Raw genomic sequence first — 12,326 nt, 5'->3', positions numbered from 1 at the left:
CGAGGGGGAGAAGGGGAGACCCGGTAATGACCAAATTCACCCCCACCACCACCGTCCCCGAAACCGCGCGCCGCAACGGCGTCATCAATTCGGGTTCGCGTATCGTCCCCGAAGAGGTACCGATCGCCTTTTCCTATGGCGGCTCTTCGCATGCCGTCATGATGGGAACGCCCGCCGATCTCGAGGATTTTGCTGTCGGCTTCAGCCTGACAGAGGGCATCATTACGAATATCGACCAGATCGCCGCCGTTGAGCCTATCGAGGACGAGCAAGGGATCGATGTGCAGATCACGCTGGTCGATGACGTGGCCGACGCGTTGCGTGTCCGGCGGCGGCATATGGCGGGTCCCGTCGGCTGTGGTCTCTGCGGCATCGAATCGATCGAGCAGGCGGTGCGCAAGGTGCCGGATGTTTCCGGGGTTGCGCTGTCACTGTCGCAAAAGGATATCGTCCGCGCCATCGCTCTCCTCAATGACGCCCAGCCGCTGCACCGCGAGACGCGGGCCGTGCATGGAGCGGGGTTCTATATCCCGGCAGAAGGACTGCTTGCCGTGCGCGAGGATGTCGGCAGGCACAATGCGCTGGACAAGCTCTGCGGTGCCGTCATCCGCTCCGGTCGCAAGGGAGCGGACGGCGTGGTGGCCGTCACCAGCCGGCTATCCGTCGAGATGGTGCAGAAGGCTGCCATATTGGGCAGCTCAGTGCTCGTCGCTATTTCCGCGCCGACGGCGCTTGCCATTCGCACGGCCGACGAGGCCGGCCTGACGCTTGTGGCGCTCGTGCGTGGCGACGACTTCGAGATTTTCACCCATCCGCATCGCATTATTACGGGGAGCATCGCCGATGTCGCCTGACGACAAGCCTCACGGCAAGACCGAAACGAAGCTCATCTATATGGCGAACCAGATCGCGACCTTCTTCAAGACGCAGCCTGCAAGCGAAGCGGTGAACGGTGTCGCCACGCATATCAACAAATTCTGGGAGCCGCGCATGCGGCGTCAGCTTTTCGAGCTCATCGACCATGGCGATAGCGGGTTGAGCCCTCTCGTGCTGGAGGCGGCCCCGCTGATCCACAGGCCGGCGCCGGCCGAAAAAGTAAAACCGGCTTAGCATACAGGTTGACGAGGATAATGGGATGGAGAGGTGAGAATCCGTCCGCGAATACGATTCCCGCTAAGGTGTAAGTGCCGGTCTTTGAAATGAGGAGGAGTTGCGTCAGCGATCTCGGCTGGATCTATACGCTGTTCTTCGTGCTGCTGGGCTCCTCCGCCGCCATCTGGGGCGGTCCGCAGAGACAAGGCTCCTGGTTTTAGGTGTCCCGTTCGTCAATGCGACTTGCGGGACACCCAAATCGTTGCATCAGGTTCCGTAAGACGAAATCGTCTCCGGGTCGATGCCATGGGTGTCGAACCACCATTCGATGGACTTGTCGGGATAGCTGTGACGGAGCCGCTCATACTTCCGAACGAGACGGTTTTGACGCTCCACCTCTTCCTGGAAGAACGGGTGGTCCAACGAGCCGCCGAGGGAGTGGACCCGGCGCAGGAGCTTGCGAAGCACATAGCCCTGCTCCTTGTTCCCCGGACGGTAGCCGCTCTCGATGATCTTTAGAACCGTGCTGCAGAGCGTCTCGAGAGCGTTCTCCGGCGAGGTCCCGTTCGAAAGCATGTCGAGGCGCTCAGCTCCAAAGCCGGCGTCGATACAGGTGCCAAGCGGATTGACGATATTGCCGATCTCGATCCCGTCCTTGTAGAACTCGGTACAGTATCCGCGCTGATGCTGCCGTCGCTCCACATGCATTCCGGATCCACGACGATGGGAATACGACCGCGATAGAGCGGCGTCCATTCGTCGATCCTGTCCGGATGGATCGTGACATGGTCCGGCCACACCCCGGTTCGCGCGAGGAATTCAAGCCAGAACTCGATGGCATCGGACAGCGTCATCTCCCGGAAGGAGAATAGCCCAAGCATTGTGAAGTGGAGGAAGTGTGTGCCGTCGCCAATCTCGTCGAGATCTCCCATCCGCAGGCAAGCCTGACTGTTCGAGAGGGTACCCTTGTGGGAAGGATTGGAGAAGAGCGGCTTGTACTGCTGCATGCCAGCGCTGCAGAAGAGCGTGGTATCGTCGTGCGGCCGTACGGATTGAAAGCATGCGTAGTCGATGCCTTTGGAAAGGCAGTAGTCACGGTAGTCGTGTATCAGGCGTCCCGCGATGTCATAGGCAACCTCCTTTTGGTTCATGTGCCCAAGCGAAAAATAGAGGAGCCTCGCCGGGATTGCAAGGAGAGCGATTTGGCAGGCGTATGTAGCGCATCCGCTTCGCCGGAATGTTTAGATTGTATTTTTACCCTCGCTCCAGAATCGATGGTGGAGCTATCTCAATGCCAAATAAAAAACCGCCACCGAGAAGGTGACGGTTCTCAAAAAGGGACGTTCCGCTAGAACTATGCGGCGAGTTCTTCCGCTTCGCTTTCCTTGAACATCTTGGCGAGGTTCAGGAAGCAGATCATGCCGTTCTCGGTGGCGATGATGCCTTCGCAATAGGCGCGGTCGAAGGATGCGGTGACTTCCGGAACCGGTTGCACCTGGCTCGAGGCGATCGTGAGGATGTCGGAGACGCGATCGACCAGCATGCCGATGACCATGTTGTGGACTTCGGCGACGACGATGGCGCTGCGCTCGTTGGCGACCGTGCTCTGCATGCCGAGCTTGTAGGCAAGATCGATGATCGGGATGACCGAGCCGCGCAGGTTCATGACGCCGATGACATCGGCCGGCGCGTGCGGAATTGGCGTGGACGGCGCCCAGCCGCGGATTTCGCGGATCGTGGTGGTCTTGACGCAGAACTCCTGCTCATGAAGGCGAAAGGCAATGATCTCCAGAGTATCGCCGCTGAAGCTGGTGGAATTGATCGTGGCCATGAACGTTCTTCCCATTTGAAACGTGACGCCAGATTCGGCGTATTAGCGTGACGATAGAGCAAGAACATTGCTTAAACCTAAACCTATACAAGCGGTTTCGACAGTAAGAGGATGAAACGCGCCTGTCCGCCGAAACGGGCATGATCCCGACTATGTTGGTTCGGGATCATGAAAATGCGCGGCTACGCCGCTCTTGTCGGACGATCGAAGATGCGCCGGCCGAAGAGGCTTGCCGCCATTTCCACGAGGACGCGGGCGCTCTTGCCACGGTCGTCGAGAAAGGGATTGAGTTCGACCAGATCGAGCGACGAAACCAGGCTGCTGTCGGAGAGCATTTCCATGATGAGATGGGCCTCGCGATAGGTCGCGCCACCCGGCACGGTCGTTCCGACGCCAGGCGCTATCTCAGGATCAATGAAATCGACGTCGAAGCTGACATGCAACAGGCCGTTGGCGGCGCTGACCGTATCGAGCACCTTGCGTATGATGGCAGCCACGCCCTGTTCGTCGAGCAACCGCATGTCGAAGACGTTGACACCATGCTCGCGGATTTCCTCGCGCTCGTGCGGATCGACGGAGCGGATGCCGACCTGGAAAACCTTCGTCGGATCGACCAGCGGCCTGCCTGCCGGCAGAACGCCTGCTATTTCGGCCTCGCCGCAGAAGAAGGCGACGGGCATGCCGTGAATATTGCCCGATGGCGATGTGGCGGGCGAATTGAAATCGGAATGTGCGTCCAGCCAGAGGACGAAGAGGGGACGACCGACCTCCGCCGCATGGCGCGCCATGCCGGAAACGCTGCCCATGGAGAGGCTGTGGTCGCCGCCGAGGATCAGCGGGAAGCTTCCGGACGATGCGACATCATAGACCTTGGCCTCTAGCGCGCGCGTGAAGGCGCCGACGATCTTCAGGTTATGGGCATGCGGATGCTCCGGCAGGTCGGCGGCGGGAGCGGGACGCAGGTCGCCGCTGTCGGTGACGCGGTGGCCGAGTTCGATCAGCGTCGTTTCGATGCCGGCGATACGGAGCGCCGTCGGGCCCATGCCGGCGCCGCGGCGGCCGGAGCCTTCCTCAAGGGGAACGCCGATCAATGTAATGGGTGTGGATTGCGTATTCATCGGCGTCGCTCCGAGGGGTTAGAGCAATTCCAGGAGAAGCGCGTAGCGGCCTCCGTCCGGAATTACGTGAAGACAATGAGATAAAGCGGTTCAGAGATTCGGTGAAGAGCTGAACCGCTCAGGAGGCTGTCGGGCCGCATTATCGATTGTCTGCGTGACAGCAAAAAGATGGAAAATTGTCGAAAATAGATTAGCTTTCGACAGATTGATCAATGCGATTTACCAGAATGATAAGCATATGGATGACCTTGACCGCGACCTCCTCAGTGCTCTGCGCAACAACGCGCGCATCTCCGTTTCGTCCCTGGCAGCGGCAACCGGCGCTTCGCGCGCCACTGTCGCCGCGCGGATAGAGCGGCTGGTGGAAAACGGCACCATCGCCGCCTTCACCATCCGAACCGGCCACGAAACCCGCGCCGCCGGCGTCAGGGCCATCGTGCTCATCGAGGTGCTCGGCAAGTTGGCGGACAAGGTCGCCGACCAACTTCGCGGCCTGCCGCAGGTGAGGGCGCTGCACAGCACCAACGGCAAATGGGATTTCATAGCCGAACTCGAGGATCGCGACCTCGCTTCCTTCGATGAGACGCTGCGCCGGATACGGCTGATCAATGGCATAAACACAACGGAATCCAATATCTTGCTGAAGACCAGCAAGCTCGGATTCTAGATCCTAATACTCATGCTCGTAGACGATGCCGGCTTCGCCGGCGCCGTCCGAGCCCGCGGCGCCGCGCAGCTTCACACCGCGCCCGACATCGAGATTGATGATCGCCTTGGTTTTGTTGGCGGCGCCCTGCTGCAGCTCGATATAGGTACGCTTGTTCAGATATTTGCCGGCTCCGACCTGCGCCTGGCCGTTCGCATCCGTCGAGATGTCCAGATCGTCGACGCCGAGATGGCTGCGCAGACCTTCGAATAGCGACGTGGAGCGACCGCCGGCCAGCTGGCTTGCGGCATCGGCGAGCTGGGCGATCTGCATGGCCGATAGTTTCGACATGGACTGGCCGAAGATCAGCTGCGCCAACACCTCGTCCTGCGGCAGGGCAGGCGAGGAGGAGAAGCCGATCTGCGGATCGGTGGCGAGACCCGTGACATCGACGGTGATGGTGGTGGAGCTCACCGACGACGTGGCCTCCATGTTGAGCGCCGGGATCAGGTCTCCTCCGAAGGTGATCTTGCTGGTGTCGGTGAAATCCAGCCGGCGGCTGAGGATGGTCAGGCGCCCGCGCCGCATGGTGAAGCCGCCGGATACGACCGGTTCTGACGCGGTGCCGCGGACTGAGATGTTGCCGCCGAGTTCGGCATCGATGCCGCGGCCGCGCACGAAAATCTGCGATGGCGCTTCCAGCTGCAGGTCGATGCCGAGGGTCGTCGATTTGCTCCTCGGCGCTTCCGGCTTCTGGTCCTTGAACTGGGCATTGACCGCAGCCGAAGCATTCTTGTGCTTGATGTTGATCTCGGACAGCGAGGCGGGCAGCTTTTCTGGAATGGTGATCGACGCCTTGTTGATCCTGAGGTTGCCCGTCAGCATCGGGGCTGTCAGCATCGGACCCTTGATGCCGAGCGTGCCGTTGACGGTTGCTGCCACCAGGGTTCCGTCGACATAGGTCGCGTTGTTGAACTTCACCTGAATGTCGGCCGGGAAGCCGCCGTCCGGGGTGATGCCGACCGTACCAGTGCCCGATATGCTGCCGCCGCTGGCGAGATTACCGCTCAGCCGCGAGATGACGGCCTGCTTGCCGTCGAGCGTCACGGTCACGGCGAGGCCGTTGAGGGTCAGGTTTCGGCGGACATCGACGAGCTTGGCCCCGTCGGTGGAAATCGTGCCGGTGACGGCGGGAGCTGCCGTCGTGCCTGCCACCTGCATGTCGATCCTTGCCGTACCGGTCATGACCATGCCTTGGGCGGCAAGCTGGCCGGCAAGGGCATCGAACGGCAGATTGCCGGAAAATTTCAGCGACATTGCCTTGCTACCGGCGATGGCGATGGTGCCGCCGCCATTGAGTGCCAGGCCATTCTGGCCGGTCAGGTTGGTGTTGATCGTGACGACATTGTCGGCGAATTTACCGTCAGCCTTGATGCCGAGCGGCGCAAGGCCGGCGGATTTCGTCTGGCTGGTTGCCGCGCCCGACCAATTGGTCTGGAAGGCGACGACAGGCGATGTGGCCTTGCCAGTAACCGTCACCGTGCCGGATATGACGCCTTCGGCTGAGAGCGTCGGCGCGAAGACATTAGCGAGGCTCGCCGGCAGGTTGGCGATCTTGGCGTTGATGTTCAGGGCCTGACCGGCTGTGCCGTCGACGGTGACCGAGCCGCCGCCTGTCTGGATCGTCAGCCCGTTCAGCGCGGCCGCACCGTCCTTGACGACGATCTTGGTCGGCGAGGCGAGCTTTACCGGTATCGTCCGCGGCGCACCGGCGAAAGTGTCCAGGCTTATTGTGGTCTGGCCACCGGCGGTTTCGACATTGCCTCTCGCGGTCAGAGGCGCGTTGTCATAGGTCGACTTCAGATCGAAATCCGTGCGGCTGCCTTGCTGGGTGAAGGTCAGCCCGAGATCGGCGATGCGGTTGGAGCCGGAGGCAATAGCGGCGGCACGAATGCTGCCATTGGCGGAGAATGCCTTGAGGTCGTCGACGCTGAGCGCCACGGCCGGTTTGCTGATGACGAGATCGTCGCGGCGGATGCCGTTGCCGTTGGCGTTCACCTTCAGTCCGATCTTGCCGTTGGCGCTCGCTATATCGAGCGAGCCCTTGAGGTCGCCCTCGGCCTTCTGCCCGGCGAGCGCCGCGAGCAGGCCGAGATCGGGCAGATCGAATGTCAGCGCGCCTGATGGTTCGAAACTCGGCGACAGATCCAGCTTGCCCTGCAGTTTGTTCGCGCCGATTTCAGCTGATAGCGAGGGAATGCTGGTGCGGCCGTCCTTGGAAACGGCGTCGGCGGTGATGCGGATCGGCTTCCCGTCGATCGCGCCGCTGGCCTGGATGTTTGCCTGCGGAGCCTTGGGGTCGGCGGTCCCGGTCACGTCGATATCGAGCGTATCGAGAAGCCGTCCGGCCAGCTTGACGTTGACGGCCTTTACCGTCGCATCGATGCCGAGCGCGGTGAGCGGCCCCTTGGCCTTGAGGCCGATGTCGGCCTGACCTTCGGCATTCGGGATGAGCTTGGAAAGATCAAGCAGCTTGCCGGAAAGATCCGACGTCAGCGACTGGTCGTTGAGCGCGACATTGCCGCTGATCTCGGCAACGTTGGATTTCACCGCCAGATTGGAGAGCGTCATCTTGGTCGGCACCGTGCCGCCAACCTGGCCCTCCATCGAAATCGTCCCTTCGAACTTGTTCGATACGCTGTCCGGCAGCACGCCGGGCAGGGCGAACAGCTTGAAATTGCCCGTAATCGCCTTCGAGGACAGTGTGTACTTGCCGTTGACGGTGCCGCCGATGCTGGCGCTTTCGAGCGTCGTGTTGTTGAAGCCGATCGTGTCAGGTGAAATCTGCAGCGGTGCGGTCAAGGAGACCGGCGCACGGATCAGCCGATTGAGATCCGGGCTGAGGAAGGCCGTCTGGCCGACGACGAGACGCAGTTGCAGCGGCCCGGACATGGTCGCCAGATTGAAGGCATCGCTTCTGGCGCTGAAGTTCACCTGGCCGATCTGGCCCTGCGGCGCACTGGCGCTGTCGAGCGCCGCCTTGGCATCGATCTTCACCGATTGCGCTGCCCCCGTCAGCGCGATATCGACCCGTGAAATCAAGGCGCGGACCTCGCCGTCCTCCATCGGCCAGCGGAAATCCACGGGGCCTGAGGTGCCGATCAAATTGGCATTGAGGCTGTTGTTGCCGGCGGGATCGAGCGTACCGGAGGCGGCGATGACGACACTGCCGGTGGCAAGATTGCCGGTCTGAATGTCGATCTTGCCCTTGCCGTCGAAGGTTGCCGAGAGGTCGATGGTCGTCTGGCCGGTAAAGAGAGGCCGCATGGTTGGCGGCAGCAGCGAATCCACGTCGCCGCCGCCCTTGACGTCGATATGGTGCAGGCCGTCGGCGGAAAGGCTGTGATGACCGTTGATGGCGACCGTCGGCTTGCCGTCGAGTGCCGCCTGCAGCTTGCCGGCCCAGTTGGAAAGCGGGCCTTCGCCTGAGAGGTCGATATTGATGGCCGGACTGCCGGGAAGGTGCAGGAGACCCGCCAGCATGCCGTCGCGCGGTTCGGAGATTTGCGTCTTCAGCTTCAACTGGTTTTCGGTTGGCGCAAAAGCGATGTCGGCGGAGAGCTTGGCATCGGGCACATCATGCCTGCTGGCATTGAGTGTCAGGCCGATGCTGCTGCTATTGGCCTTGACTTTGCCATCGGCAGCCAGAACGAAATCCTGTCCAGTAACCGCCTGTCCGATGCGGAGGTCGGGCAGAGCGATGGCGCCGATATCGATGGCGATCGGCAGGGAAAAGCCGCTGCTGCTATTGCTCGCAGCTTGAGGTTCCTGTGCGGGTGCGGTCGTCGAGACGGGCAAGCGCTGGAAGTCGACCACGTCTGCCGCAACGCGATCGGCATGGAATGTGCCTGTCAGCAGCGATACCGGCGACCAGTCGACGGCGAGATTCTGGACCTTGGCGAAAACGCCCTTCGTGTCTGCGACCGTGATCGAACCGACTTTCAGATTGCCGCTGAGCAGCCCCGAAGGCGCTGCTATGATTATGGTGCGGTCGGGTGTCGAGGCGAGCTTTGCCACCTGGTCGACGGCATAGCCGGTTGCGGAAGGTACCAGGCCGACAACGAGCACAGCCGCGATCACGAGCAAGAGGATCGCCACGACCGCGTAGGCGATCCAGCGTGCCAATTTCCCGAGAATTCGAATCAATATGCTCATGAAAGCGATAGTAACCTCAGTGTTGTAACCGTGTGCTGAAGCGTCCGCGACAACTGTACGTTCGGTCAGAAGGCCTGGCCGATACCGGCATAGATGCCATAGGCTGTGCCGTTGTTATATTTGTTCAACGGAACGGCGACATCGAGCCTGATCGGACCGAAAGGCGTAGCGTAGCGCAGGCCGACGCCCGCGCCAATGCGCAGATCGGAAAAGTCCGGAAAGGTGCTGTCGGTGACGCTGCCCATGTCGACGAAAGGCACGACGCCGATCGTGTCGGTGATCTTCACGCGGGCTTCAAACGAGGCTGTCGCATAGGAGCGTCCGCCGAGCGCATCGCCGTTGGAGTTGTAGGGCGAGATTTCCTGATAGCCGTAGCCGCGCACCGAGCCGCCGCCGCCTGCATAGAAGCGCCGGGTGGCAGGAATATCCTCGATACTGTTCGCACCCAGCAGCGAGCCGACGGCAAGCTTGCCGGCAAACACGACATTGTTGTTGGCGCCGACACCCTGATAGCCGGTGATGGATCCCTCGAAGGAGCTGAACACCGTGCCGCCCATTGTTTCATAGCTCGGCTTTGCCAGGACCGAGGCACGGTAGCCTTCCGTCGGGTCGAGCTTATTGTCGCGCGTGTCGCGAACGTATTCGAGCGGGATCGCCACCGTCAGATAGTTGTGCTTTCCGAAGGCGTCGGTCGTGTCCGACTCGTAGCTTACCTCGCCGCCGGCGGAGACGGTGTCCCGATCGTTCAATTCGTAGGCAAGACCGGCGCTCGCCGTGACGGTGTTCGCATCATAGGCATCCGGATGCAGGCTCTGCATCTTCAGCCCGGTGGTGAAGGTTGCCGAGGGATAGAAGGTCGCGGGCCTGACGTAGGTGATGCCGGCGGTATAGTCGAGCTGGCCGATATCGGTCGTTTCGCCGAGGCGGGAGACGGATCCTTCGATACGCAGCGAATCCGCGCGTCCCGTCAGATTGCGATGTCCCCAATAGCCCTGCAGGCCGAAGCCATCGATGGTGGAATATTGCGCGCCGACACCGAAATAGCGCTGCTTGCCTTCGGATACCTCGATGGTCGTGGGAATGCTGCCGTCCGGCGCCAGCTTGTCGGCCTCGCGGATGGTGACGCTGGAAAAGACGCCGAGTTTTCTCAGGCGGTCCGAGGCCTTCTTCAGCTCGTCCGGCGAATACGGTTTGCCTTCATTGATGCGGGCGTAGCGCTTGATGAAATCCGGATCGACGGACTTCTGGCCGGTGACGGCAACATTGCCGAAAGGGGCGACGGGGCCGCTATCGATCCTCATCGACACATCGACCGTATTGGTCGCATGATCGGCGACGACGTCGCGCTTGTTCAACCTGGCAAGCGGATGACCTTCATTCTTGAAGTCGGCGACGATCTTGTCTGCGGCTTTCAGGATGGTCAGCGAGCTTGCGTCTCCACCGCGCACCAGCCCATAACGCGATGCGTCCAGACCGGCGGCATCGCCGAGCAAGCTGATGTTGCCGAGCTTGAAGAGCGGACCGGGATCGACGCTGATGGTGACGGCAACGGGCTTTGAGCGATCGAAGGTCGGCGTCGGCGGCAATGCGTCGAGGCTGGTGCCGTTGATGGTAATGGTGACCACGGCGCCATAGCGGGCTTTTTCATAGAGCGTGGCGACGAGCCGGTCCCGGTCGTCGCGTGCCTTGACGACAACGCCGAGGTCGCCGGAGACGGGCTTGTCCTTGTCGGAAATCAGCATCGAGCTACCGCTCAAGGCTTCCTTCAGATCCTTGTCGAGATTGTCCGCCTTCAGATCGACCGTGTAGCGGACGGGGTCGGAAACCTGATCCGCGGTGTCGTCCTTGCCCCATAGCCTTATGCCGAAAATCTTGAAAGCAAAGGCGTTTTCAACGTAAACGGGCCCGAGCGCAAGCGCTGCCGCAACCGCTGCAACGGTTCCTGCTTGCCGATACGCAATACTCTTCCTCGGTCCAGTTCTTTTATGCATACGCCGCTTTACGGTTACATGAGAACTTACTCAGGTTTACGTTTCCCCCAGGTTAACGCGCGGTCACCATAGAGGCAAAAGCCCCTCAGGTGTACCGTTTTGGAGTCAAAAACCTGGAAAAGATGACCGTCGAGGGGCGAACGCCCGGATTTTCGGTGGGGTTCCTGCATGTTTGGGCGAGCTTCGCGGCGACGCGCAAGAGTTGCCGCCGCCATGTCGAAGCCAAGACATTTCGCCTGGCTGGAATCAGAAAGTCCCGGACTTGTGGTCCGGGACTTCGGTATCTCGATCGAGGATCGATCAGTAGCCGCCGTAGCCACCACGATAGCCGCCGCGCGGGCAATCGTCGATGTAGCGACGACCGTACCTGTCGCGATAGTAGCACTGGCCGGGCTGCTCCTGGACGCTGCCGATGACGGCACCGGAAACACCGCCGATGGCCGCGCCGACGGCAGCGCCGCGGACATTGCCGGTAACCGCGCCGCCGATGATGGCGCCGGATGCGGCACCGATGCCAGCGCCCTGTTCAGTCGGGGTGCAGCTTGCGATGGACAAGCCGATCAATGCGAGCATAAGAACTTTTTTCATTTACTCTCTCCAACGTTAGTTAAGCCGAACACGGCAACGTCGTCCCAATTCTTCAGCTCCACCACGATGGGCTGTCTTTGTCAGTCCTGCAACTATGGAAAATATCGTGCAAAATATGATTGTCCATTGGGCGCGAACAGTTTTTTTGTTGCTGAACGAAGGAGGCTTCTTATTCGGACAATAAAACACTCGGTGCGGCGTAGAAAATCTGCCGCGTTTCTAAAGTAGAGGTTGATTGGACTGCAAAAAAGTCAAATGATGCTCTTTGCCTCTGGAGGAGAGGCTAGGAGGAAAATATGGCAAAAGTGACTTTGACGGTGAACGGCCGTGCGGTCAGCGGCGAGTGCGAGGATCGTACGCTGCTTGTCCATTTCATCAGGGAAAAGCTTGGCCTGACGGGAACCCATGTCGGTTGCGACACGACCCAGTGCGGTGCCTGCGTCATTCATATGGACGGCAAGTCGATCAAGAGCTGTTCGATCCTGGCCGTGCAGGCTTCGGGTTCCAAGATCACAACCATCGAGGGTCTGGCCGCCAATGGCGAGCTGCATCCGGTTCAGGCCGCCTTCAAGGAGCATCATGGCCTGCAATGCGGCTTCTGTACCCCGGGCATGGTGATGACGGCCGTCGACATGATCAACCGTCATGGCGGAGCGCTGGACGAGAAGACGGTGCGCAGCGAGCTTGAAGGCAATATCTGTCGATGCACCGGCTACCACAATATCGTCCAGGCGGTGCTGTCAGCCAATGCCGAAATGCACGCCGCCAATCGGGCGGCCGAATAGAATTTCACCGAGATTGTCTGGCGAAGCGCCTGGACTGCTATCTTGGCGTTTGCCGGCCCC

General features: G+C 60.7%; 9 protein-coding genes and 1 pseudogene. 4 read left to right on the top strand and 6 right to left on the bottom strand.

Features of this window, described 5'->3' with window-relative positions; translation table 11 throughout:
- Window positions 1–26 precede the first annotated feature (26 nt).
- Both fdhD and FHT28_RS24365 read left to right on the top strand, forming a co-directional pair.
- The gene (gene fdhD / locus FHT28_RS24370; RefSeq protein ID WP_092573216.1) at window positions 27–854 is read left to right on the top strand and encodes a formate dehydrogenase accessory sulfurtransferase FdhD; all 828 of its coding nucleotides are present in this window, start codon (window positions 27–29) and stop codon (window positions 852–854) included.
- Entirely contained in the window at window positions 844–1,110 is a 267-nt protein-coding gene (locus FHT28_RS24365; protein WP_037196755.1) for a formate dehydrogenase subunit delta, read from the top strand. The genes fdhD and FHT28_RS24365 overlap by 11 nt, the downstream gene beginning before the upstream one ends.
- Window positions 1,111–1,359: 249 nt before the next feature.
- On the opposite strand, the pseudogene FHT28_RS24360 reads toward FHT28_RS24365, so the two are convergent.
- The 3 genes and pseudogenes from FHT28_RS24360 to rocF form a co-directional block, all read right to left on the bottom strand.
- A pseudogene (locus tag FHT28_RS24360) lies at window positions 1,360–2,243 on the bottom strand (alanine--tRNA ligase-related protein).
- 203 nt (window positions 2,244–2,446) lie between these two features.
- Entirely contained in the window at window positions 2,447–2,923 is a 477-nt protein-coding gene (locus FHT28_RS24355) for a chemotaxis protein CheW (protein WP_034481767.1), read from the bottom strand.
- Between the two features lie 182 nt (window positions 2,924–3,105).
- Entirely contained in the window at window positions 3,106–4,041 is a 936-nt protein-coding gene (gene rocF, locus FHT28_RS24350) for an arginase (protein ID WP_168597566.1), read from the bottom strand.
- 238 nt (window positions 4,042–4,279) lie between these two features.
- On the opposite strand from rocF, the gene FHT28_RS24345 reads away from it, so the two are divergent.
- Window positions 4,280–4,708: an Lrp/AsnC family transcriptional regulator gene (locus tag FHT28_RS24345; RefSeq protein WP_037196925.1), complete on the top strand. Its 429-nt coding sequence runs from the start codon at window positions 4,280–4,282 to the stop codon at window positions 4,706–4,708.
- 3 nt (window positions 4,709–4,711) lie between these two features.
- Here the strand turns inward: FHT28_RS24345 and FHT28_RS24340 are convergent, their stop codons facing one another.
- The 3 genes from FHT28_RS24340 to FHT28_RS24330 form a co-directional block, all read right to left on the bottom strand.
- Window positions 4,712–8,902: a translocation/assembly module TamB domain-containing protein gene (locus FHT28_RS24340; protein ID WP_168597565.1), complete on the bottom strand. Its 4,191-nt coding sequence runs from the start codon at window positions 8,900–8,902 to the stop codon at window positions 4,712–4,714.
- 65 nt (window positions 8,903–8,967) lie between these two features.
- On the bottom strand, window positions 8,968–10,893 hold the full coding sequence (locus tag FHT28_RS24335; RefSeq protein ID WP_037196747.1) for an autotransporter assembly complex family protein: 1,926 nt from the start codon (window positions 10,891–10,893) through the stop codon (window positions 8,968–8,970).
- 300 nt (window positions 10,894–11,193) lie between these two features.
- Window positions 11,194–11,481, bottom strand: a complete 288-nt coding sequence (locus FHT28_RS24330) for a glycine zipper domain-containing protein (protein ID WP_037196746.1) — start codon at window positions 11,479–11,481, stop codon at window positions 11,194–11,196.
- Window positions 11,482–11,777: 296 nt separating this feature from the next.
- Between FHT28_RS24330 and FHT28_RS24325 the strand changes: the two genes are divergently transcribed.
- The gene (locus FHT28_RS24325; RefSeq protein ID WP_037196745.1) at window positions 11,778–12,266 is read left to right on the top strand and encodes a (2Fe-2S)-binding protein; all 489 of its coding nucleotides are present in this window, start codon (window positions 11,778–11,780) and stop codon (window positions 12,264–12,266) included.
- Window positions 12,267–12,326: the final 60 nt, after the last annotated feature.

Origin of the sequence: Rhizobium sp. SG570 (assembly GCF_012275345.1) — a bacterium.
In the GTDB taxonomy this organism is placed as follows: Bacteria; Pseudomonadota; Alphaproteobacteria; order Rhizobiales; family Rhizobiaceae; genus Rhizobium; species Rhizobium lusitanum.
Note: the sequence above shows the minus strand (reverse complement) of the source record. Positions and strands in the feature narration are given on the sequence as shown.